Origin of the sequence: Mucilaginibacter sp., assembly GCF_041663085.1 — a bacterium.
GTDB lineage: Bacteria > Bacteroidota > Bacteroidia > Sphingobacteriales > Sphingobacteriaceae > Mucilaginibacter.
Genome location: NZ_JBAZRC010000001.1, coordinates 188,670 through 209,849 on the forward strand (window position 1 = coordinate 188,670; position 21,180 = coordinate 209,849).

The window sequence follows — 21,180 nt, forward strand, 5'->3', positions numbered from 1 at the left end:
TTATGAAAAAGCAAACAGTAAACAGGGTTATTAAAATTAACAGGAAAGGCGACCAATGGAAAACACAGCAGTTATTCGGCGAACTGGCAGAGCGGTTAAACCGCCTGCCCGATGCAGACGAGGTCAGGCGCAACCCGCTCCGAAGCGCACCCGCAGGGCTGACGGAAATGGTTTTTTAAACCACAGTTTCCTGCCGTTTTGGTCTTTCACAGGTAACAGGGATAGGATTGCAGGGGAGTATTTTAACTCTCTTGCGAATCTCTGCAAATACTATGGGTTAGCTTACCCCAAAACGGATTTACCTTTCCCGCAGAATATTTATGCGTCTTGGGAAACAGTAGAAAAGCAGGTGCGGGATATTGACCGTGAAAATCATTGTATGATTATACAGGATAAGCATAGGCAGGCAGTACTATCCGTGGTCAAAACTTTGGATTTGAGCCATTGTCTTTTTTATATTCCTGTCAGGACTTACTGGCAATGGTCACAATGCGGGGAACAACAAGCCATCACCGAACTGGTAACGGTCATTTTCGCTTACCTGCATCAAGTGGTAGATATTCCTTTTTATGCCGAGAATGGCAGTTTTATGGATTACCAGTATGATACCTTAGAACAATGGATGAGTGAAACAGAGAACGAGGGAATGAATGACGAAGAAGATAAGGAATGGAGACAGCAACAGGAAGATACCCTGTATGAGTTAAGACGGGCGGGTGGTCATATCATGCCCATTATCAAAAATCCTGACTGGCTCGGTAAAATGGAAAGTGTCATTACTAACTACCGTCACCGGGATAAAAATGAACTGGAATGGGAACTACTGGCTATCGATTTTTTACAGCTTTACCGCCAGTACCCTAAACGCTCTTTAGCTGACGGCATCCACGAAGATTTGCTTTATCCTGACGAGGAAGAACGGATTACCATGTGGGAATACACCAGTTTCTATTGGAGCGACAAGGATTGTTTTCAGCATGAATTACTGGAAATGATCAACTGCGCATTTCAGGAAAGACCTGTCATGGATGAACCGACTGCCGTGTATTATTTCGATACCCTGCCCGAAACCGATAAAAAAGATTTTGAATTTGAGAACCGCCTGTTTGATTTGATTGAACGTTTACGGGACTTGTTAAATGCTTATGACCATGAAGAACATCACCCAACAGTTTAACAGCGGTTTCGAACCGTTCAAAGCCCTGCTGATTTATCGCTACGATAAAGCCGATGAAATCACCCAGTTCCATAGGGAGGAGAAAAGTACCGAGATTTATGTGGAAAGCTACGACATCGGTAGGAATGGCAAGCCCATCAATGCCCATCCATTGAACGAAAAGGAAGTGACCGCACTAAGCGATTTGTTGCAAACCTCTCAGGAGGCCAAGAGCAGCTACCTCAAAAGCAAGGGACTTTTGCCATCTAATATTTTGTATGTCAATCAGCAGGCGAATGGCTATGCTGTATGGCACACGCCACCGCAGGAAGTGAACCTGTTTTTTGTGGATGGACTGAATATACCGTCAGGTAAATTCCATGTGCCTGCCATGCTTTGGAAAGCCAATGCCGACCATTTAGCGGTTTACGGCTTAAAGGGCAAAACCAAACCGACAGAAAAGACCAAACTTTGCCACGCCCCATATTTGAACATATACACAAGCGGTCAGGTTTGTATGGGAACAGTGCAAATCAATATCGGTAAAAGCTCCAGCTTAGAGGAATTTACGAAAACATGGGAGCAGTATTTCTTTGACAGCAATTTTAGCCATTCCATCAGCGGGAATAACAGCACGAAAAGCAACACCTCCGAATTATGGCGTTCCCTTGCAGGGACAGGCAAGCCGTTCCCACAGGAAGAATTAATTAAAACCAGTTTAACCCTTAAACAAATCATCTAATGAGAGCCAGGAAAAATAGTAAACCTGCTGTACATATCGTACAAAAGGAATTATTACAACCGTACAATCCCGTTGTTGTTAACTTGATTGGAGCAGGCGGTACAGGCGGTCAGGTATTAACCGCATTGGCAAGAATGAACCATGCACTTAACGCATTGGGACATGCGGGATTATTCGTGCGCCTATTTGACGATGATACCGTAAATACCGCCAACCTCGGCAGGCAGTTGTTTACGACCGCAGAATTAGGTTTGCACAAATCAGTCGCCTTAATAAATCGTATCAACCGCTTTTTCGGCACAAACTGGCGCGCGGAAACTACCCGTTATGACAAGGCATCGTTAAAAGATAAAGATTTGGCGAGTGCCACGATAACCATTTCCTGCGTAGATACCGTAGATGCCCGTTATGAGATAGCAGAAATATTAAAACACCTGACTGATAAATACGGTGGCCGTAACCGTGTACAGTATTGGATGGATTTCGGTAACAGCCGTTCGAGTGGTCAGGTCATTTTATCGACCCTCGAAAAAATCAAACAGCCTGCATCTAAATTATACCGCCCTGTAGAAAACCTGCCGATAGTGACCGAGGAATTTAAAGAACTACTGAACGCTTCAGAAAACGCAGATGATACGCCAAGCTGTTCACTGGCAGAAGCCCTGACCAAACAGGATTTATTTATCAACTCCGCACTGGCCAACTGCGGGGCATCCCTGCTTTGGCAGATGTTCCGTGAGGGTATTCTGTTTAACCGTGGATTTTTCTTAAACCTCGCAGATTTCAGGACACAGCCGATTAAAGTCGCCTGAATTATTCAGGAGTATTTAATGCCCGCCAAATCCCCGGCGGGCGGGCATGCGCCCGCCCCGTTTCGCCCCGTAATTTATATGGGTAAATGATATGGGTGAAATTACGGGGCGCTCCATTAGCAAAAGAATCACCCTTCATTTAACGAAGATTCCCTACGCTGCCATTCAAATATATCCCTGCGTCAGGCAGCATCGGCACCTTTACCGATCTTGATCCGTTTACTTTTGACCTCACCGCTCAGCACTTTATTGATATCCTCAATATTGTAATAAAGGATTCCCCCGACTTTGGAAAAAGGTATCGTACCGTTTTCCCTAAGCGTTTGGAGGGTATTGTCGGAGATCTTAAGCAGGTTTTTGACCTGGTAACTCTTAAGCCATTTTTTGGGTTCCTCAATTGCCTGACCCAGCAGGCTCCTGATCTGGTTCATTAAGTTCTTGCCGAACTCCTGTAGATCTTCCTTGGTGATGATTTCTGCTGCCATATCTTGCTTGTTTAATATATAACGGATACAAAAATGGCATTTACCTCCTTAGGTTTAATCCGATTTCATCCGAGTCGGATAACAGATTTTATTATTAGGGCGCAAATTAAACAGACCATAGCAAGTGATTTTGTAATTTTATTACAGATCGGGTAAAGCATTGGAATAGATAGTTTAAATAGTGTTGCCCCTATGCTCTAATAGGCGACATAAGCAAACAATCATATGTTAAGAGACAATTTAAAAGATGGAAGGTACTTCGAGGAATACATTAATTATCAAACTGAAAGAATAAAAAAGTTTGAAGCCTTAGTTGAAAAAGTAGCATCAGAAAAAGGAACCGACGATCGAGGAGCATTAAATGCTTATATTCTTTACAAGGTTTTTATATTGATCAAATTAAAGCCATATGAACACACACATTGCTGATCAACTGATAGGGATGGCGCAGCGCGACCTGCAAGTGCGGGAAAAGCTATTAAACGAAGGCCGGCTCTCACCGGGCTATAGCCCCGATATGGAGCGGGTCCATAAAAACAATGCCGCACGGCTGGAAGAGATCATCGACGCAATCGGGTATCCGACAAGGTCAAAGGTTGGCCAAGAAGCCAGTGAAGCGGCATGGCTTATCGTGCAGCATGCCATCAGCGAGCCGGCACTGATGAAAAGGTGCTATGCGTTAATCGCTGAGGCCGGTGACGATGTAAGCCCGCAAAATCAGGCGTACCTTTACGACAGGATATGCTATTTTGAAGGCAGACCGCAAAAGTATGGCACCCAATTCGACGGCCGTGGCATGTATCCGGTCGAAGATAAGGTAGAAATGATGCGCCTGCGCGAAGCATTGCAGCTCAGGGCGCACGACGAAGACCTGATCGTCGAGTGTGCCGCCTACGATCATAACGTGGATCTGCACCCTGATGGTGATGATGAATTCAACCGCTGGCGAAAAGAGGTTGGATGGAAATGATTTTGTCTGAAAGGGCAAACACAGAAAATATTCACCAGATATAAGTAAAATGCCCAAATGCGGGATTTGCCTTGATCATGCGTTTTATAAAGTGACAGTTAAATCGTCCTTTTTTAACTGCATTTTTCGTATATTCGTGTAATGTCTGACGATTCGGTTTATCACCTTAATTTAGTTATTGACGATCTGACAAATAGTATCCGTCAGGTTGCCAATGGTGAAAGTTTTGAAACAGATATGTCGCTTGCGAAGAGTGAAGATATAAAGTTAGTCACTAAAAAAGGCGGCTGGCATTTTTCATGGAGGGCTGAATTTAAACAAACCGATCGGGAGGTTTATAAATTAACCTTGGCCGATGAACCGGAAATATTACAGGGACTGATCAGTTTAAGTGATATGGATGGTTATGTATATGTGCACCTGGCAGAAAGTGCGCCGATTAATTTTGGGGCTGATAAAAAGCACGAGGGTGTTGGCGGAAACCTTTTTGCCTATGCTTGCAAAAGGTCATGGGATGCGGGTAACGAGGGATTTATCTCCTTTCAGGCAAAAACAAAACTGATCAGTCATTATGAACAGGTTTTAGGAGCGGTACATAATGGCGGGCATAACATGATCATTTATCCGCAAGAGGCATTATTTTTGATTAAACAATATTTTAAAGTTTGAATTATGGGATATATCAGAGAACCAAAAAACGTTGACCTGGTTGTAGCGCCGTCGGTTTTTACTGAAGCTACCAGGCAAACAATTGCTCAGGCAATAGCACAATATAAAAAAACAGGACAAAAGCCTGTAAGCGTAAGAGTAGCAACACAGGGCTCTGTAAAAGTGCCCACACATATTGGTCGTACTAAGACGGCAGCCGTTCAACCTGAACGGGTTTCAAGAAAGAGGGCTAAAGCATAATTCCGGCTACTAACATTCTACATAGCAAAACACCCCGGCCTAAAAGACCGGGGTGTTGTTATTTATGCCGCTTGTATATATGTGGATATGATGAATGAGACCACCATTTAAGCGTAAGCAAAGCAATAAGATAAAGGTTGGACTTGTCACGCATTTTTCTTAAATTTTCAATAATATAGGTATTTCTGTGTCATTAAGCTTCAAAGCAATGGTGTAAGGCTTTTTTAGAACCGCCGGGGTTTGGTTTGGCCGAAACGGCAAATACCATTAAGGCCAGTCCGCAACGAAGCGTCGTAAGCGGTTAGTTGTTTACGGGCCTGAGCAGTGAAAAAACAATTGTGCACGCAGTGCGTGCACAATTGTTCTGTTGATGATTTGTTAAACGAATTGTGCAGATAGTGCCGCACAATTATGACACTTATCTTTATTTGAATTGTGTCCACGGTGTGGACACAATTCAAATTCCTACAACAATAAATTGTGTACGCACTGCGTACACAATTTATAACCGGAACTATTTAATTGCACATTTATCCGTAATTAATTCCTGTTGCTCTAATGAGCGCAATTGTGATCTCAACCAAAACCTTCAGGTTTATATCCGATCTGTGTCCTTGGCTTCTCTTTCTGTTCCATCAATTCATCTAAGTATTTAAAAACAACTTCCATATTGGCACTTTGATTTTTAAGTTGATTTTTAATTTTTTCAATTTCAGTTCTTATATCCGCATTATCTATTAGCAACATCCTTATTTTCGTAAAAATTCTTACGATCTGTATGTTGATCTGAATTGCCTGGTCGCTGTTTAGAACACTTGATAGCATTAAAACTCCATGCTCTGTAAAAACATTGGGTAATAACCGACGACCACCTCGGCCCTTTTTTGACATCACAAATTGTGATGTCAAAGATTCGTACTCTTCAGGAGTTAGTTGAAACATGAAATCACCAGGAAATCGTTTGATGTTTCTGGATACCGCTTGATTTAAAACACGGGTTTCAATCTGATATAAATCAGCAAGATCACTGGCAAGCATCACTTTTTGGTTCCTGATGTAATATATTTTATTCATGACAACCTCGTCAGGAATAAATGATTTAAAATCTTTCTCTATCATAATCGCATATTTTAAATTCAAACTTCAACTAACTCTGTAATTCTTTGATTGGCAATTAATCGTGCCTTCAATGCCTGCATATCCCGATTAACCTTTTTATCTTTCATCTTGGCGTAGATCTGTGTTGTGCTGAATTTGGTATGACCAAGCATCCTGCTCACTGTTTCCAGCGGAACGTCATTTTCAAGGGTAACGGTGGTCGCAAATGTGTGCCGCGCGATGTGGGTCGTCAACACCTTCTCAATCCCGGCCAGATCGCCTATCTCCTTTAAATAGGCATTCATTTTCTGATTGCTTTTTACAGGGAGTAACCGGTTCTCAACGATTCTGCAGTTGTGATCTGCATATCGGTTAATGATCTCTATCGCTTGCGGGATCAATGGCACATTAGACTCGATCTCTGTTTTTGTCCGGGTTGTTTTGACCCAGGTAACTTCATCTGCACCCGTGATAACATGCTGAGGTGTTAGCTTGTCGACATCTATAAATGCATAACCTGTATAACAGCAGAAGAGAAAGGTGTCCCTAACTTCTGCTAATCGCTTTACCTTAAATTCATAAGCTGCCAGGGCGCTGATCTCTTCCCATTCCAGTTCAACCCTTTTAACCTTATTGTATGTGCACTTGAACAAGTTAAATGGATTATGGCTCATCCATTGATTATTGACGGCGAGGTTAATGATCTTTTTTAAATTTTTGATGTACCGCATTGCCGTGTTATGCTCGATGCCGTCTACGGTTTTTAAATACATCTCCAGGCCGGTCACAAATGCGTAGTCAATGGATTCCAGGTAAACGTCAGGCTTCTTAAACCGAAACTGGATATACTCTGCCGTTTTCTTTCGCACTGTTTTATACTTGGTCAAAGTGGCCTTTACGAAATCCTTGTCTACTAACTTTTCAAGATCATTATTGTGCTCATCAAAAACCTCCAGGAGCATCCGGCGCTTTTCTTCTTCTCCGGTAAATTTGCGTTTGATCTTTTCGGCAGTTATAAAATCTTCGAGCCTCTTTAGATCTTCGAAAGCCCTGCGTATACCGTAGATCGATTCGGAAATGGTGGCATTGACATCTTTAGCATCCTGGCCGTTCCCTTTTAAATACCCGCTTTCTACATCCCACTTTTCGGGGTCGACTTTTCTGCCAAGTGAGATTTCCGAACGTTTGCCTAAATAGGTAATCCGCGCATAAAGGGGGACCATTCCCTGTGAATCTGTTTTCCGTTTGTCGGCCCAGATCAGGACCGAGAATTTCTGTACATTTTTCATTTGAATGAATTTTAAAATACTTGTTTAACTGTGATGGCTTGGAAACTCGCTTCCCGTGACCTTCTTTTTTAATATCAAGCGCTTTAAAATCAATCAATTAACCTCTTATTCGGTGACCTTTTTTAAGGTTGTTAAACAGGTCACCGAATTGGACACAAATACTGTAAAAACAGCATTTTTTGCCGGAACCGGAACCCTCGGACCAAACGCTTCCGTGCGTTTGAGCCCTTTTGATATTTCCCAAATTTCAGATCACTTCTGAAGCCAAAAATTTGATATAAATTGAGGTTTTTTGAGTCCAAAATTTATGATTATAATTATTTGACTATCAATTAGTTAATCATTGATTTGGTGACTAAATTAGGAGGTTTGAACCAGTCACCGAATAGGTCACCGGATGAGTCATAAATGCTGAGGTTTTATGCAATTTTTTGAGCAAAAAAAAACGCTTAGACCAGAAATCTAAGCGTTTTTGAGAGTTTTTAAGGCTCTTTTAGCGGAATGGACGGGACTCGAACCCGCGACCTCCTGCGTGACAGGCAGGCATTCTAACCAGCTGAACTACCACTCCGTTTGGGATTGCAAATATACGCACCTTTTTCTTTTACACAACTCTTTTTTAAAATTTCTCATTTTTATTGTTTTTGGCCTAATTGGCGTCAAATAGACGGTTTTTAAAAAATTACTTTAAATTCGTTTTTTAATACCCAATTATTAATCGTCCACGTAATTCTTAAAGAACAATAACATGCTGTTATTAGGCATTGATGTAGGCACCTCTTCGGTAAAAGTATGCATTGTTGATGCTGAAAACCAGCGCGTTATTGCTTCCGCGCAATATCCTGACGAGGAATCGCCCATCAAAACCCTGCAAACTGGCTGGGCCGAGCAATCGCCAGATATGTGGTGGCAGCAAACGCAGCAAGCCCTGGCACTTTGCAATAAAAAGGGTGGTTACAACCTTAAAAATATTTCTGCAATTGGCATTGCTTACCAGATGCACGGGCTGGTTTTGGTAGATAAGGAGCAGAAAATTCTGCGCGACAGCATCATTTGGTGCGATAGCCGGGCGGTAGAAATCGGCGATAAGGCCTTTACCGATATCGGTACCGAAACCTGCCTGTCGCATATGCTTAACTCGCCAGGCAACTTCACGGCGGCAAAACTGGCCTGGGTAAAACAAAATGAACCGGGAATTTACAAACGCATAGATAAGATCATGCTCCCCGGCGACTACATAGCCATGAAACTTACCGGCGAGATAACCACCTCGGCTTCGGCATTATCAGAAGGTATCTTTTTCGATTTTCAGTTTAATGGTATCTCAAAAGATATTACAGATTATTTTGGCTTTAGCGATACGCTGTTCCCAACCGTTAAGCCGGTTTTCTCGGCCCATGGCAGGGTAACGGAAAAGGTCGCCGCCTTATTAGGGCTAACAGCAGGCACCCCGGTTACCTATAAAGCCGGCGACCAGCCCAACAACGCCTTATCCTTAAACGTGCTGAAACCTGGTGAGGTGGCTGCAACAGCAGGCACCTCCGGTGTTATATATGGCGTAAGCGATCAGTTGGCTTTCGACCCACAATCGCGCGTAAACACTTTTGCACATGTCAATTATACCAATGAGCGTAAAAGGCTTGGCGTTTTACTTTGTATAAACGGCACGGGCAGCTTGTACCGGTGGATAAAGAATACATTCGGCACATCACTTAGTTATGAGCAGATGAATAAACTGGCAGAAGGCGCCCCGCCGGGCAGCAATGGCCTGCGTATACTGCCATTTGGCAACGGTGCCGAGCGAATGCTAAACAATAAACAGGTAGGCGCGCACCTGCACAATATAGACCTGAACCTGCATACGCCCGCTCATATCTTTAGGGCTGCGCAGGAAGGTATTGCCTGCGCCTTCAGATACGGGCTGGATATTATGCGCGAGAACGGCATGAACCCAACTGTGATCCGCGCAGGTAAAACCAATATGTTTTTAAGCAACCTGTTTACCCAAACATTTGTGAACGCTACTGGTGTTCCGGTAGAGCTTTATAACAACGATGGCAGCCTTGGCGCAGCATTAGGGGCGGGCATTGGTGCCGAGATCTTCCCTTCACAGGCAGAAGCATTCAGCAAGGCGGAGCGGGTTGGCTATGTGGAACCTACTGGTGCCGCTGCTTTCGAAAGCATATACCAGGATTGGAAAAACATCCTTGAACAGCACCTGGAAGTGAAGCAGGACGACAAGAATCAGGATGCAGGACGTGAACCTGTCAATAAATAATAAATCATTATATAAATCTACTACTATGAACATTGTAACCGGTGATAAAGAGTTTTTTAAAGGAATAGAACAGGTACAGTATGAAGGCCCAAGGTCTGATAACCCGCTGGCATTTCGCTGGTATGATGCCGACAGGGTGATCAACGGTAAATCCATGAAAGACCACCTGCGCTTTGCCTGTGCTTACTGGCACTCGTTCTGCGGTAACGGTGCCGATCCGTTTGGCGAACCAACCCACATCTTCCCATGGGCCGTAAAGGCTGATGCTGTAGAACGCGCCAAAGATAAAATGGACGCCGCATTTGAGTTCATCACCAAAATGAATTTACCCTACTATTGCTTCCACGATGTGGATGTGGTTGATTATACCAATGATGTTACGGAGAACGACCGCCGCCTGCAGGCTTTGGTTGAGTACGCCAAACAAAAGCAAGCCGCAAGTGGTGTAAAATTGCTTTGGGGCACATCAAACCTGTTTAGCAACCGCAGGTATATGAACGGGGCTTCTACAAACCCCGATTTTCATGTACTGGCACATGCCGGGGCGCAGGTAAAGGCAGCTATTGATGCTACCATTGCCCTTGGTGGCGAAAACTATGTTTTTTGGGGCGGCCGCGAAGGATACATGACCCTGCTGAATACCGATATGAAACGTGAGCAGGAACACTTCGCTAAATTTTTGCACACTGCTAAAGATTATGCACGTAAACAGGGCTTTAAAGGCACGTTTTTTATAGAACCAAAGCCATGCGAGCCAACCAAACACCAGTATGATTATGACGCGGCAACAGTATTGGGCTTTTTGCAGAAGTATGACCTGCTGAATGATTTTAAACTGAACCTTGAAGTTAACCACGCCACGCTGGCCGGTCATACTTTTCAGCACGAACTGCAGGTAGCTGCCGATGCGGGGTTGCTGGGTTCAATAGATGCCAACCGGGGCGATAACCAGAATGGCTGGGATACCGACCAGTTTCCGAATGATATTACCGAGGTTACTGAATATATGCTGATTATACTGCAAGCCGGTGGTTTTGCAGGTGGCGGTATAAACTTTGATGCCAAGATCCGCCGTAACTCTACCGACCCGGCCGACCTGTTTTATGCCCACATAGGCGGGATGGATGTTTTTGCAAGGGCGCTGATCATCGCCAACGACATTTTGCAGCGGTCGGATTATAAAAAGATAAGGCAGGAACGTTACGCTTCGTTTGATAGCGGCAAGGGTAAAGATTACGAAGCCGGAAAACTCTCGCTTGAAGATCTGCGCCAATACGCTATAGATAATGGCGAACCTGCAACCATCAGCGGCAAACAAGAGTATCTTGAAAATTTGATTAACCGATATATATAACTATTATTAGCCTCCCAATTTATAAACCTATTTTAAACCCCTTAGCAGATAAATGAAGACCCTATCTAACGGCGATTATGCTGTGTTTTTTATCTATTTTATAATTGTATCGTTATACGGATACTGGATCTACAGGCGTAAGCATAATGCCGACGCAACTTCTAAAGATTATTTCCTGGCCGAGGGGTCGCTTACGTGGTGGGCAATTGGCGCATCACTTATAGCCTCGAACATCTCTGCCGAGCAGTTTATCGGCACCAGCGGTTCGGCATTTAAAATGGGGCTGGCTATATCTACCTACGAGTGGATGGCGGCAGCTACCCTAATAATCGTAGCCATATTTTTTATTCCTATATACCTGAAGAATAAGATCTTCACCATGCCGCAATTCCTGCACCAGCGGTATAACGGCACAGTAGCTATGGTAATGGCTATTTTTTGGCTGTTGCTATATATCGTGGTAAATTTAATGTCTATACTTTACCTGGGCGCATTGGCCATAAGCGGCATCTCCGGAATTGATATAACAGTATGTATCACACTACTGGCAATATTCGCGGTTTTTATTACCCTGGGTGGCATGAAGGTGATTGGCTATACCGATGTTATACAGGTATTTGTATTGATACTGGGCGGGCTGGTTGCTACTTATTTGGCGTTAAACCTGATCAGCGAAAAATCGGGCACTACCGGTTTATGGAACGGGCTTAGCATTATGCGCACAGAGGCTGCCGACCACTTCCATATGATATTTGACAAAAGCAATCCTAATTATATGGAGATGCCGGGCTTATCGGTACTTATTGGTGGTATGATCATCGTAAACCTCAATTACTGGGGCTGTAACCAATACATCACCCAGCGCGCCTTAGGTGCCGATTTAAAAACAGCTCGTGCGGGTATCCTGTTCGCGGCATTTTTAAAATTGCTGATGCCTGTTATTGTAGTATTGCCGGGCATTGCAGCTTACCTGCTTTATCAAAAAGGGATGTTTCACCAGGAGATGATGAGCTCAAAGGGTGTTATGGATCCAAACAAAGCTTATCCATCGCTTTTAAATTTATTGCCTACCTACTTAAAGGGATTGTCGTTTGCAGCACTTACAGCAGCTATTGTGGCATCGCTTGCGGGTAAGGCAAACAGTATTGCCACTATATTTACTTTAGATATCTATAAAAAAGCCATTAAACCCGATGCTACCGACAAATCGTTGGTAAGGCTGGGTAAGATCTCTGTTGTGGTAGCTATGGCGCTGGGGGTAATTATGTCACTGCTTATTGGCGAACAGCTAATGGGCGAGGGTAAACAGGGGTTCCAATACATCCAGGAGTATACCGGCTTCGTATCGCCGGGCATATTTGCCATGTTCATCCTGGGCTTTTTCTGGAAAAAGGCTACTTCTAACGGCGCATTGTTTGCCACCATTGGCGGCTTCTGCTTCTCGGTATTTTTTAAGTTTTTACCACGCTACACCAATTTGGAATTTTTAAACCAGTTTGGATTTTCAAAGCTGAACGAAAAGGGTGTTTATGAGATCCCGTTTATTGACAGGATGGGTTTCGTGTTCCTGCTATGCGTTTTGGGCATGTACATCATATCAAAAATTGATCATGCCAAAGGTGTTAAAGCTAACGGACTGGAAATTGATGCCTCTATGTTTAAAACATCGCGCGCGTTTACTGCCGGTGCATTACTGGTAGGCGGTATTATTGTAGCGCTGTACTCATTCTTCTGGTAGTATCATTTAATTATATATCCAAAAGCGGCTTTGAAAATGGCCGCTTTTTTTATGTGTTGTTAATATCAAAACAAGCGCATACCATAATTTGTTGCTAATGTAAACCCATACGCCATGAACAACGCTGCCGATAATATACCGCCACAAACCGAAGGCGAAAAAACAGATGTTATCCACTTTGTAGATTGTGGATCTGCGCAGGAAGCACATCATTTGTTTCTTTTGGCTAAAGACCGCCTTAAAGATATCTCGCAATGGCATGTGTTGAGTGGCCCGCATTCGGCTAAGTTTGCCATAACAGATGCTGCAGGTAACGAAGTTTATAAAATGGCCGAAAAAGGCGACCTGTTTTATATTAACCTGCCCGCTCCCGGCCCGCTTGCCGGCGATGGGAAGGAATGGGTAAGGATAGAGGCGATAGAAGAGGTTGACGACGCCACCGCCGAAAGCGAATATATCACCATGACCGTAAGGCCTGTTGCCAGCCCTATGCACCCGGATAGGGCCATCGCGCACTTTTTTGCCCACCAGTCAACCAATACATTTATTGTAGAGCGGTACCTGACCCATGTTAGCGCGGCATCATACGGACGTAACGAAACGCCCAATAATAAGGGCGTTGGTTTGTATGATACCGTTCGTAATACCATCATCGCCCTTGCGGCCCGCGAAGGCCTCTCCGGGCCGCAATGGAAATCGCTGGTTAGCGGCATCTTAGAAAAGTAATAAATTTTATTTAGCTATCTTTTATTTAAACTAATGGCTAAGTTTATAGTCTAAATGTTTATCACACTTATAAACTTCACCAAATTGAAAAAAATAACCTTACTTACAGGAGCAGCTTTATTATGCTTATCCGGCGCCTTTGCCCAGGTGGGCGTAAATCCGGCAACTTCACCATTTATTTTTACTGATTTTACAACAGGAACCGTTTTCCAAAAAAACGGCGCAACACTTGATGCTGTACTTAACTACAACACCATAACCCAGGAGATGATGTTTGACCAAAATGGCAGCAAGCTGGTTTTAGATCAAAGCGGCAATATAGATAGCATTGCTATCCAGGGCCGTTTACTTGTACCCGGTAAAGTAGGTTTTTATGAAAAGCTTACAAAAACGCCCGTTGCCTTATATGCACAATACAAAGGTAAAATTGTTAAAGGGGATGCGCTTGGTGGCCGCATAGGCACCTCAAATTCAACCCTTAACGGCACACTGGGTGGCAGTAAGAGCAGTTCAGACAAACCCGGCAATTATGATATTAAACTGGCCGACGGCTATATAATGGATACGCAAAACATCTATTGGTTAAAAAAAGGTAACGATTATGTACCAGTACCTAATTTAAAAGCTTTCGCTAAGCAGTTCCCCGGTAAAGAAGCCCCTATAGATGCTTTTATAAAAGAAAACAACATTGCCTTTGGTAAGGTACAAGACATGATAAAGCTAACAGAGTTTAGCAATAAATAAGTTTTTTTTATCCCGTATAAATACTTTAAACACAGAAAGGCCCCTTTTATAAAGGAGCCTTTCTTATTATCAATGGGTAGCCTTAGTCCCTGTGTCCGCGGTCGTGGCCCCTATCATTACCATGGCCTTTGTTATTACCACGGTTATCATGTTTTACAATTTTAGTAGTATGTTTTACCACTGTGCGGTTCTCTACACGTACCGGGCGGTTACTATTTGACCAATGGTTACGGTATTTAACATCACGGCTATCACGTATTATGGTTTGGCCGGTACGGCCTCTGTAACCTGCGTATTTGGTACGATAGGTTGTTGCATGCACCCATGGGCGGGGCTCGTTCACAACAACTTTATAGCCGTTATATATATTGTAGTTACTATACCTTGGTGGTAAACTTGCCCTGCGTACCCAACTGTTATTCTCCAGGTATACATATTGATGGGCCGGTACATCATAATAGGTATCAATATCTGGCATGTAGTAATAATCGGCATGGTCGTAACCTGTTGGCCCCCACTCGGGCTGGCTGCCAATGTTAATGCTTAAACTAACTTGCGCACTTGCTGTTTTGTATGCTATGCAGCTTAAAAATATGGCTGCTGTAATAATTACCTTTTTCATAGTTGTATATTTTTGCAGGTATGACAGCTACCGCGAATTATAGTTTAATAAAAAGAAGGGGTATAACATGGATGTTACACGATTAGAGTCAAGATATAAGAATCAAGACACAAGACGTAAAACAGCAAAGCCTTTCAAATTAATTTGAAAGGCTTTGCTATCTTGATTCTTATGTCTTAACTCTTGATTCTTACATCAATCGTCACTATCATCTTTATCAGCCGCTTTTTTACCGGCCATGGCCAGCATCGGCTTGCCAATAGTTTTATAATCGCCTACGCCTTTTAGTATAGATGCAAGCTGTGTTTTATCCTGCATAACTTTTACAGCCGCGGCAAGCTCCTTGTCATATTTAAAGTTGGCTTCATAGCGGCCTTTTTCGTATTCGTAACGGGAAGCTATCTCATTTTCAATTACCTGCTTAATTTCATCCTTATGCAATTGCAGATCGTTTTTTTTACTGCTGGCCATTTTGGCCTTTAGCGCATCGTACTCGGCTTGTATTTCGGCAAATTGCTTCTCTTTTGTTGCCTGTGTTTTTAAGCTGTTCAGCATTTTTTCTGATACGGTGCTGTAGGTATAATTCTTCCCGTCTAAAAACTTAATAAAGTCGTCATAGTCCCCGTCCGTCAGCGCAAACGATTTTGGGTCGATAGGTTTTAAGTGCGTGTTACGGTATTTGGTAGCATAATCAAATATCAGCAGCTTACTTATCAGTGTTTGGGTAATGTTAGCAAAGCGTTCCTGCTTTATAAAAACATCCGGGTAAATACCGCTGCCATCATAAACCGAACGGCCATTTTTTGTTTTAAACTCATGAATGGCCGAATCTGCCACTTTTATAACGCTGCCGTCATCTTTGCGATGGGTGTAATCAATCTCCTGCACGCAGCGGCCCGATGGCACGTAATATTTGGCAACCGTAACCTTCACCAGACTGTTATACGGCAAATTAAAGGTTTGCTGCACCAGCCCTTTACCATAACTACGCTGGCCTATGATAATGGCCCTGTCAAGGTCTTGCAGGGCGCCCGCAACAATTTCTGATGCTGATGCCGAGCGGCTGTTTACCAGCACCACCAGCGGCAGGTTAGGCTCCATAGGGGTGCTAACGGTATTGTATGTAAAGTTTTTCTCTTTTATTTTACCCCTTTGCGATACCACCTGCACATCCTTTTGCACAAACAGGTTCACAATTTTAACAGCCTCCTGCAAGATGCCACCACCGTTCGATCGCAGATCAAGGATGATACCGTTAGGGTTGTTTTTCTTAATAGCGGTTAAAGCGGTAGTAACTTCATCGGCCGAGTTCTCTAAAAATTTGTTCAGCTTAATGTAACCCATGTTACCGGCCACCATGCCCGAGTAAACCACATTTGGCTGCTTTATCTCGTCGCGCACCAGGCTTTTTACTACCGGGGCTTCGGCATCGCGTTTCATTAATAATTTAATTGTCGCGCCTTTAGATCCTTTTAAAAGCTGGCTTACCTGGTCGTTGGTTTTGCCGGCAAGTTCAACATCGTTTATCTTCAACATTTGGTCGCCCTGGCGTATATCAGCCTTTTGCGCCGGGAAGTTGGTGAACACATCAGATATGTAAATCTTATTATCGCGAACAAAAATACTGGCGCCTATACCGCCGTATTGGGTACTTACGTAGTGCAGTTTATATTCTTCAATTTCAGACTCGGGCACAAACTCGGTGTACGGGTCAAGGCCATCCAGCATGGCATCAACGCCGGTTTTTATTAGTTTAGCCGAGTTGATATCATCAACATAGTTTATGTTAACCTCTTTATATACCGATGCAAATACATCCAGGTTTTTAGATATCTGGAAAAGATCGTCCTGAAAACTCCATACACTTATAGCCAATGCCAAAGCCCCTGCATACAATGCCGGTTTTTTGAATTTGCTTATAACCCTTTTATCCATCATCCTTAACCTCTTGAAATATAAATATATAAAAGCCTAACGGCTTTTTATAATAAACTGTTTTTAAAGGCGGTTAGTATCTATGTTTACCAAAGCTTTTGTAAGGGTAAACACCACGTATTTACGGTCGCGGTTAACCAGGTCCATTAAGCGCGTTATCAGGCTTTCTTCCTGCCCTTCGGTGTATTGCAACTGCTCGTCGGTAAGGTGGTTATATTTTCTTTGCACCTTTATTTTTATACGCTCCCAGTCTTTATTACTGATAGTTATCTCTGCCATAAAATAAATTATTTAGGCAAAAATATAAAAAATACACCGCAGCGTACGTTTAATATGCTGCGGCGTGTTAAACTTTTAAAAACAATACGCATCAAACCGTTTTTATAAACTAAAACCATACTACTATGAAAAAATGTTTTTTAAGCGTGGCCATACTGTTTATGGCTGTAATAAGTGCCAAAGCGCAGTTTTCGCTGGGTGCTAAAGCGGGTATCAATTTTTCCAAGATCAACACCAGCAACGTAAGCGAATCTACCATTACCGGTTACCAGGCCGGCCTGTTCGCCCGTTTTGGCAGCAGCCTTTACCTGCAGCCCGAGGTTTACCTGGGCAGCAGCGGGGGTAAATTTGATTTTAATAACAACGGCGGTACCGTTACTACCGAAGGTAAAGTTAGGTTCACTACTTTAAACGTGCCTTTATTAATAGGCAAGGGCTTTGGTGGCGATAACCTTAACTTTAGGGTGATGGCCGGCCCGATTTTTAGCTATGTGTTAGATAAAAACCAAAGTTTTAACGACAACGTAAGCGGCGCGTTTAATGATTTTGGCGACTACAAAAAAAGCACCCTGGGCTACCAGGTTGGCGGTGGCGTTGATATTGGCCACATTACTGCCGATCTGCGTTATGAGGGCGGCCTAACCAAAATAAACGAGAACTACGGCCAGCGCCAAAACATCTGGGCGTTAAGTGTAGGCTTTAAATTCTTTTAATAAAGATTAATAAATTCAAAATCAAAAGGTCGCGGCGTAAAGCTGCGGCCTTTTATTTTTTCAACCGGTGTTGTAAGCAGCCCGCTTATTTTAAGATATTTGTAAATCAAAGGAATAAAGCGCAAATGTTATTAGCCCGATACCAGAAAGATTTGATTGAAGCAGGATGTGACGAGGCCGGCCGTGGATGCCTTGCCGGGCCTGTGTTTGCCGCTGCTGTGATCCTTCCGCATAATTTTAAGCATAAGCTGCTTAACGACTCCAAACTAATAGCAGAAGAGGCACGTTACGATTTACGTGCCGAAATTGAGGAAAAAGCCATTGCCCATGCCGTAGCCTGGTGCGATAACGTAGAGATAGACGAGATCAACATCCTTAATGCTTCTTTTTTGGCTATGCACCGCGCTATTGATAAACTGCTTTGCATCCCCCAGTATTTAATTATTGATGGTAACCGCTTTACTCAATACCGCGATACCCCGCATGCCTGTATTGTAAAAGGCGATTCGAAATACTTTAGCATAGCAGCTGCATCCATACTTGCCAAAACCTATCGCGATGATTACATGAAGCAAATTGCTTTAGAGCATCCCGAATATGAATGGCACAGCAACAAAGGCTATCCCACCATCAGCCATCGTAAAATAGTGCTGAACCTTGGCCATACGCCATATCATCGTAAAACTTTCCGCGTAACCGCCCCCGAACTGGTTGATTTATAAAAGTTAATTGCCAAACCCTCCAAGGTTTAATACATTTGAGCAACCAATTTTACCGGCCTTGAGGATACTGATATTAACACACCGCGCCCCGTTCCCACAAAATGGGGGGTACCCTATTGTGGTAGGCAATACCATAAAGGGCCTTGTGGCCCTTGGGCACGATGTATCCCTGATATCCCTCAACGTAAAAAAGAATGCTATACAACCCGAAAGGGACGTGCTGCTTGACCAGATAAATTATATTGAATACAATATTGATATCCGCATTACAGCGGTTGAGGCGGTAAGTAACCTGTTCACCAAAAACTCTTATAATATAGACAGGTATTATAACGCCGGGTTTGAAAAACTGCTGTTTAGAAACCTAACCGACAATAAGTACGATATCATCCAGATTGAGGGCATTTTTGTAGCGCCTTACCTGGGCGTCATCCGCAAAAACTCAAAAGCGAAGGTCATTTTCAGGGCGCATAATATTGAGCACCAGGTTTGGCAAAAGCTGGCCCAGCAAAAAAGCGATCCCTTTAAACGCTGGTACCTGCAATTGCTAGCCCGCCGTATTAAAAATTACGAGCTGGAGCTATTTAATAAGTTTGATGGTATTGTGGCGTTTACCGAGCAGGATAAAGCTTCGATATTATCATACGGGGCAAAAATACCTATCGTAGTTTTGCCTATAGGGGTAGACCTATCTCTTTACAAGCCCGACCATACCAAAACCGATTTCCCGAGCCTGTTTTTCCTGGGATCGCTGGATTGGCTGCCCAACCGGGAGGGCATTGAATGGTTTCTTGATAACTTTCATAAAGACCTGGTTGATGGCCACCTGAAAGCAAAATTCTACGTTGCCGGCCATAACATCCCCGAGGAGTTTGATGATTACGAGGTACTGGGCAAAGTGTTCATCCACGGTGAGGTGGATGACGCGCTGGAGTTTGTGAACAGCAAAAGTATTATGGTGGTTCCGTTGCTATCGGGCGGGGGCATGCGGGTAAAAATTGTGGAGGGTATGGCCATGGAAAAATGCATCATATCTACCACGCTCGGCGCCGAGGGTATCAACATCAAAAATGGCAGCAATATTATCATCGCCAATAATGCCGATGAGTTTTACAACGCCATGCTTAAATGCATCACCGACGAGCATTATTGCCGCCAGATAGGCCGCAACGCCCGTAAGCTGATAGAGCAGCAGCACGATGTAAACACTATTACCCGCCAGCTTGCCGATTTTTATCAATCAATTGTGTAAACAGCCCCCTTCAATACAGCTGTATAGTTTATTATTTAACCACAGAGAGTTAGCAGAGAATCACAGAGATTTTCTGTGAATTATTTCGATGATCAACAGAATCTCTGTGCTTTTTCCTCCGGGCGCTCTGTGGTTAAAAGAACATTTGGTTATTACATGATCTATTTAGCCTCTCCCCAAACCTTCGCCGGGAAATTGGATCTGAATAGTAACACTATTTTGCTATTTTTGCCCCGATATTAAATAACATGAAGAACACAGCTTTAACACAAGTACATACCGATCTGGGCGCTAAAATGGTGCCATTTGCCGGATACAATATGCCGGTACAATACGTTGGCATTAATGCCGAACATGATACCGTGCGTAAGGGCGTAGGCGTATTTGATGTAAGCCACATGGGCGAGTTTATTTTAAAAGGCGAAAAAGCGCTTGACCTGATACAGCGGGTTACCAGCAACGATGCCTCAAAACTTTATGATGGCAAAGTGCAGTACTCTTGCCTGCCCAATGAAGATGGCGGTATAGTAGACGACCTTTTGGTTTACCGGATAGACGAGAAAACCTACATGCTGGTGGTTAACGCATCAAACATCGAGAAAGACTGGAACTGGATAAGCAAATACAACACCGAAGGTGTTGACATGAAAGATATCTCTGACCGTACCTCGTTATTGGCCGTACAAGGCCCTAAAGCTGCCGATGCGCTGCAAAGCCTTACCGATATCGACTTGGGTTCGATGGAGTACTACACCTTTAAAAAAGGCACATTTGCCGGTATTGATAATGTGGTAGTTTCTGCAACCGGCTATACCGGCGCAGGTGGTTTCGAGATCTATTTTGATAACGAGCACGCAGAATATATCTGGAACGAAGTATTTAAAGCCGGCGAGCCTTTCGGTATTAAGCCAATTGGGTTAGCTGCCCGCGATACCCTGCGTTTAGAAATGGGCTTTTGCCTGTACGGTAACGATATTGACGATACTACATCGCCATTAGAGGCCGGTTTAGGCTGGGTTACCAAATTCACCAAAGCATTTACAAATTCTGAAGCATTACAACAGCAAAAACAAGCCGGTGTTGAGCGCAAGCTTATAGGTTTTGAAATGATAGACCGCGGTATCCCCCGCCACGATTACGAGATTGTTGATGCCGACGGCAACGTTATTGGTAAAGTAACCTCAGGCACCCAATCACCATCGCTGCAAAAAGCAATTGGCCTGGGCTATGTAAAAAACGAATTCGCAAAAGAAGGCAGCGAGATCTATATCCTTATCCGCGATAATAAAGTAAAAGCACAGGTTGTAAAACCACCGTTTTATAAATAGGCGCGAAGCGCCGTCATTGAGTCATTAG

At 43.5% G+C, this 21,180-nt stretch carries 23 protein-coding genes and 1 tRNA gene; 17 read left to right on the forward strand and 7 right to left on the reverse strand.

Features of this window, described 5'->3' with window-relative positions; genetic code table 11:
* Positions 1-2: 2 nt before the first annotated feature.
* The 4 genes from WC615_RS00880 to WC615_RS00895 all read left to right on the forward strand — a co-directional run bounded on the left by WC615_RS00880 (position 3) and on the right by WC615_RS00895 (position 2,710).
* A complete protein-coding gene (locus WC615_RS00880) occupies positions 3-179 on the forward strand; it encodes a hypothetical protein (RefSeq protein WP_372976257.1) in 177 nt (58 codons plus the stop codon).
* Between the two features lie 200 nt (positions 180-379).
* Entirely contained in the window at positions 380-1,177 is a 798-nt protein-coding gene (locus WC615_RS00885) for a hypothetical protein (RefSeq protein ID WP_372976258.1), read from the forward strand.
* On the forward strand, positions 1,152-1,898 hold the full coding sequence (locus tag WC615_RS00890; RefSeq protein ID WP_372976259.1) for a PRTRC system protein B: 747 nt from the start codon (positions 1,152-1,154) through the stop codon (positions 1,896-1,898). Before WC615_RS00885 ends, WC615_RS00890 begins: the two co-directional genes overlap by 26 nt.
* Positions 1,898-2,710 (forward strand): PRTRC system ThiF family protein, encoded by an 813-nt coding sequence (locus tag WC615_RS00895; RefSeq protein ID WP_372976260.1) that lies wholly within the window; start codon positions 1,898-1,900, stop codon positions 2,708-2,710. Before WC615_RS00890 ends, WC615_RS00895 begins: the two co-directional genes overlap by 1 nt.
* A 182-nt stretch (positions 2,711-2,892) precedes the next feature.
* On the opposite strand, the gene WC615_RS00900 is transcribed toward WC615_RS00895, so the two are convergent.
* Positions 2,893-3,195, reverse strand: a complete 303-nt coding sequence (locus WC615_RS00900) for a helix-turn-helix domain-containing protein (RefSeq protein ID WP_372976261.1) — start codon at positions 3,193-3,195, stop codon at positions 2,893-2,895.
* A 225-nt stretch (positions 3,196-3,420) separates the two neighbouring features.
* On the opposite strand from WC615_RS00900, the gene WC615_RS00905 reads away from it, so the two are divergent.
* The 4 genes from WC615_RS00905 to WC615_RS00920 all read left to right on the forward strand — a co-directional run bounded on the left by WC615_RS00905 (position 3,421) and on the right by WC615_RS00920 (position 5,074).
* A complete protein-coding gene (locus WC615_RS00905; protein ID WP_372976262.1) occupies positions 3,421-3,624 on the forward strand; it encodes a PoNe immunity protein domain-containing protein in 204 nt (67 codons plus the stop codon).
* Positions 3,605-4,165, forward strand: coding sequence for a DUF6624 domain-containing protein (locus tag WC615_RS00910; RefSeq protein ID WP_372976263.1), 561 nt, complete (start codon positions 3,605-3,607; stop codon positions 4,163-4,165). The genes WC615_RS00905 and WC615_RS00910 overlap by 20 nt, the downstream gene beginning before the upstream one ends.
* A 141-nt stretch (positions 4,166-4,306) precedes the next feature.
* Positions 4,307-4,834: a hypothetical protein gene (locus WC615_RS00915; RefSeq protein ID WP_372976264.1), complete on the forward strand. Its 528-nt coding sequence runs from the start codon at positions 4,307-4,309 to the stop codon at positions 4,832-4,834.
* Between the two features lie 3 nt (positions 4,835-4,837).
* Positions 4,838-5,074, forward strand: coding sequence for a hypothetical protein (locus tag WC615_RS00920; protein WP_372976265.1), 237 nt, complete (start codon positions 4,838-4,840; stop codon positions 5,072-5,074).
* 576 nt (positions 5,075-5,650) lie between these two features.
* On the opposite strand, the gene WC615_RS00925 is transcribed toward WC615_RS00920, so the two are convergent.
* The 3 genes from WC615_RS00925 to WC615_RS00935 form a co-directional block, all read right to left on the reverse strand.
* A complete protein-coding gene (locus tag WC615_RS00925) occupies positions 5,651-6,193 on the reverse strand; it encodes an ORF6N domain-containing protein (protein WP_372976266.1) in 543 nt (180 codons plus the stop codon).
* A 17-nt stretch (positions 6,194-6,210) separates the two neighbouring features.
* The gene (locus WC615_RS00930; RefSeq protein ID WP_372976267.1) at positions 6,211-7,461 is read right to left on the reverse strand and encodes a site-specific integrase; all 1,251 of its coding nucleotides are present in this window, start codon (positions 7,459-7,461) and stop codon (positions 6,211-6,213) included.
* A 497-nt stretch (positions 7,462-7,958) separates the two neighbouring features.
* Positions 7,959-8,032: transfer RNA gene (locus WC615_RS00935), tRNA-Asp, on the reverse strand.
* A gap of 177 nt (positions 8,033-8,209) precedes the next feature.
* Between WC615_RS00935 and WC615_RS00940 the strand changes: the two genes are divergently transcribed.
* From WC615_RS00940 to WC615_RS00960, 5 genes are all read left to right on the forward strand, one after another.
* Positions 8,210-9,739, forward strand: coding sequence for a xylulokinase (locus WC615_RS00940; RefSeq protein ID WP_372976268.1), 1,530 nt, complete (start codon positions 8,210-8,212; stop codon positions 9,737-9,739).
* Between the two features lie 25 nt (positions 9,740-9,764).
* Positions 9,765-11,093, forward strand: coding sequence for a xylose isomerase (gene xylA / locus WC615_RS00945; protein ID WP_372976269.1), 1,329 nt, complete (start codon positions 9,765-9,767; stop codon positions 11,091-11,093).
* Positions 11,094-11,145: 52 nt separating this feature from the next.
* Positions 11,146-12,831, forward strand: coding sequence for a sodium/sugar symporter (locus WC615_RS00950; RefSeq protein ID WP_372976270.1), 1,686 nt, complete (start codon positions 11,146-11,148; stop codon positions 12,829-12,831).
* 114 nt (positions 12,832-12,945) lie between these two features.
* Positions 12,946-13,557, forward strand: coding sequence for a hypothetical protein (locus WC615_RS00955; protein WP_372976271.1), 612 nt, complete (start codon positions 12,946-12,948; stop codon positions 13,555-13,557).
* A gap of 84 nt (positions 13,558-13,641) precedes the next feature.
* On the forward strand, positions 13,642-14,301 hold the full coding sequence (locus WC615_RS00960) for a hypothetical protein (RefSeq protein WP_372976272.1): 660 nt from the start codon (positions 13,642-13,644) through the stop codon (positions 14,299-14,301).
* A gap of 82 nt (positions 14,302-14,383) precedes the next feature.
* Here WC615_RS00960 and WC615_RS00965 read toward each other — a convergent pair whose 3' ends face one another.
* The 3 genes from WC615_RS00965 to WC615_RS00975 all read right to left on the reverse strand — a co-directional run bounded on the left by WC615_RS00965 (position 14,384) and on the right by WC615_RS00975 (position 17,137).
* Positions 14,384-14,923 carry a hypothetical protein gene (locus WC615_RS00965; RefSeq protein WP_372976273.1) on the reverse strand — a complete coding sequence of 180 codons (540 nt, stop codon included), beginning with the start codon at positions 14,921-14,923 and terminating at the stop codon, positions 14,384-14,386.
* A gap of 195 nt (positions 14,924-15,118) precedes the next feature.
* The gene (locus WC615_RS00970; RefSeq protein ID WP_372976274.1) at positions 15,119-16,861 is read right to left on the reverse strand and encodes a S41 family peptidase; all 1,743 of its coding nucleotides are present in this window, start codon (positions 16,859-16,861) and stop codon (positions 15,119-15,121) included.
* Positions 16,862-16,921: 60 nt separating this feature from the next.
* The gene (locus WC615_RS00975) at positions 16,922-17,137 is read right to left on the reverse strand and encodes a hypothetical protein (RefSeq protein ID WP_191175480.1); all 216 of its coding nucleotides are present in this window, start codon (positions 17,135-17,137) and stop codon (positions 16,922-16,924) included.
* 125 nt (positions 17,138-17,262) lie between these two features.
* Here WC615_RS00975 and WC615_RS00980 point away from each other — a divergent pair, with 125 nt between their 5' ends.
* From WC615_RS00980 to gcvT, 4 genes are all read left to right on the forward strand, one after another.
* A complete protein-coding gene (locus WC615_RS00980) occupies positions 17,263-17,850 on the forward strand; it encodes a porin family protein (RefSeq protein WP_372976275.1) in 588 nt (195 codons plus the stop codon).
* Between the two features lie 125 nt (positions 17,851-17,975).
* Positions 17,976-18,572, forward strand: coding sequence for a ribonuclease HII (locus WC615_RS00985; protein WP_372976276.1), 597 nt, complete (start codon positions 17,976-17,978; stop codon positions 18,570-18,572).
* Between the two features lie 58 nt (positions 18,573-18,630).
* A complete protein-coding gene (locus tag WC615_RS00990; RefSeq protein ID WP_372976277.1) occupies positions 18,631-19,824 on the forward strand; it encodes a glycosyltransferase family 4 protein in 1,194 nt (397 codons plus the stop codon).
* A gap of 248 nt (positions 19,825-20,072) precedes the next feature.
* The gene (gene gcvT, locus WC615_RS00995; RefSeq protein WP_372976278.1) at positions 20,073-21,152 is read left to right on the forward strand and encodes a glycine cleavage system aminomethyltransferase GcvT; all 1,080 of its coding nucleotides are present in this window, start codon (positions 20,073-20,075) and stop codon (positions 21,150-21,152) included.
* Positions 21,153-21,180 lie beyond the last annotated feature (28 nt).

What these genes read in the sequence shown, in the direction of transcription:
- WC615_RS00880 (WP_372976257.1), top strand. Translation starts at nt 3, where the DNA reads ATGAAAAAGCAAACAGTAAACAGGGTTATTAAAATTAACAGGAAAGGC.
- WC615_RS00885 (WP_372976258.1), top strand. Translation starts at nt 380, where the DNA reads ATGATTATACAGGATAAGCATAGGCAGGCAGTACTATCCGTGGTCAAA.
- WC615_RS00890 (WP_372976259.1), top strand. Translation starts at nt 1,152, where the DNA reads ATGAAGAACATCACCCAACAGTTTAACAGCGGTTTCGAACCGTTCAAA.
- WC615_RS00895 (WP_372976260.1), top strand. Translation starts at nt 1,898, where the DNA reads ATGAGAGCCAGGAAAAATAGTAAACCTGCTGTACATATCGTACAAAAG.
- WC615_RS00900 (WP_372976261.1), bottom strand. Translation starts at nt 3,195, where the DNA reads ATGGCAGCAGAAATCATCACCAAGGAAGATCTACAGGAGTTCGGCAAG.
- WC615_RS00905 (WP_372976262.1), top strand. Translation starts at nt 3,421, where the DNA reads ATGTTAAGAGACAATTTAAAAGATGGAAGGTACTTCGAGGAATACATT.
- WC615_RS00910 (WP_372976263.1), top strand. Translation starts at nt 3,605, where the DNA reads ATGAACACACACATTGCTGATCAACTGATAGGGATGGCGCAGCGCGAC.
- WC615_RS00915 (WP_372976264.1), top strand. Translation starts at nt 4,307, where the DNA reads ATGTCTGACGATTCGGTTTATCACCTTAATTTAGTTATTGACGATCTG.
- WC615_RS00920 (WP_372976265.1), top strand. Translation starts at nt 4,838, where the DNA reads ATGGGATATATCAGAGAACCAAAAAACGTTGACCTGGTTGTAGCGCCG.
- WC615_RS00925 (WP_372976266.1), bottom strand. Translation starts at nt 6,193, where the DNA reads ATGATAGAGAAAGATTTTAAATCATTTATTCCTGACGAGGTTGTCATG.
- WC615_RS00930 (WP_372976267.1), bottom strand. Translation starts at nt 7,461, where the DNA reads ATGAAAAATGTACAGAAATTCTCGGTCCTGATCTGGGCCGACAAACGG.
- WC615_RS00940 (WP_372976268.1), top strand. Translation starts at nt 8,210, where the DNA reads ATGCTGTTATTAGGCATTGATGTAGGCACCTCTTCGGTAAAAGTATGC.
- xylA (WP_372976269.1), top strand. Translation starts at nt 9,765, where the DNA reads ATGAACATTGTAACCGGTGATAAAGAGTTTTTTAAAGGAATAGAACAG.
- WC615_RS00950 (WP_372976270.1), top strand. Translation starts at nt 11,146, where the DNA reads ATGAAGACCCTATCTAACGGCGATTATGCTGTGTTTTTTATCTATTTT.
- WC615_RS00955 (WP_372976271.1), top strand. Translation starts at nt 12,946, where the DNA reads ATGAACAACGCTGCCGATAATATACCGCCACAAACCGAAGGCGAAAAA.
- WC615_RS00965 (WP_372976273.1), bottom strand. Translation starts at nt 14,923, where the DNA reads ATGAAAAAGGTAATTATTACAGCAGCCATATTTTTAAGCTGCATAGCA.
- WC615_RS00970 (WP_372976274.1), bottom strand. Translation starts at nt 16,861, where the DNA reads ATGATGGATAAAAGGGTTATAAGCAAATTCAAAAAACCGGCATTGTAT.
- WC615_RS00975 (WP_191175480.1), bottom strand. Translation starts at nt 17,137, where the DNA reads ATGGCAGAGATAACTATCAGTAATAAAGACTGGGAGCGTATAAAAATA.
- WC615_RS00980 (WP_372976275.1), top strand. Translation starts at nt 17,263, where the DNA reads ATGAAAAAATGTTTTTTAAGCGTGGCCATACTGTTTATGGCTGTAATA.
- WC615_RS00985 (WP_372976276.1), top strand. Translation starts at nt 17,976, where the DNA reads ATGTTATTAGCCCGATACCAGAAAGATTTGATTGAAGCAGGATGTGAC.
- gcvT (WP_372976278.1), top strand. Translation starts at nt 20,073, where the DNA reads ATGAAGAACACAGCTTTAACACAAGTACATACCGATCTGGGCGCTAAA.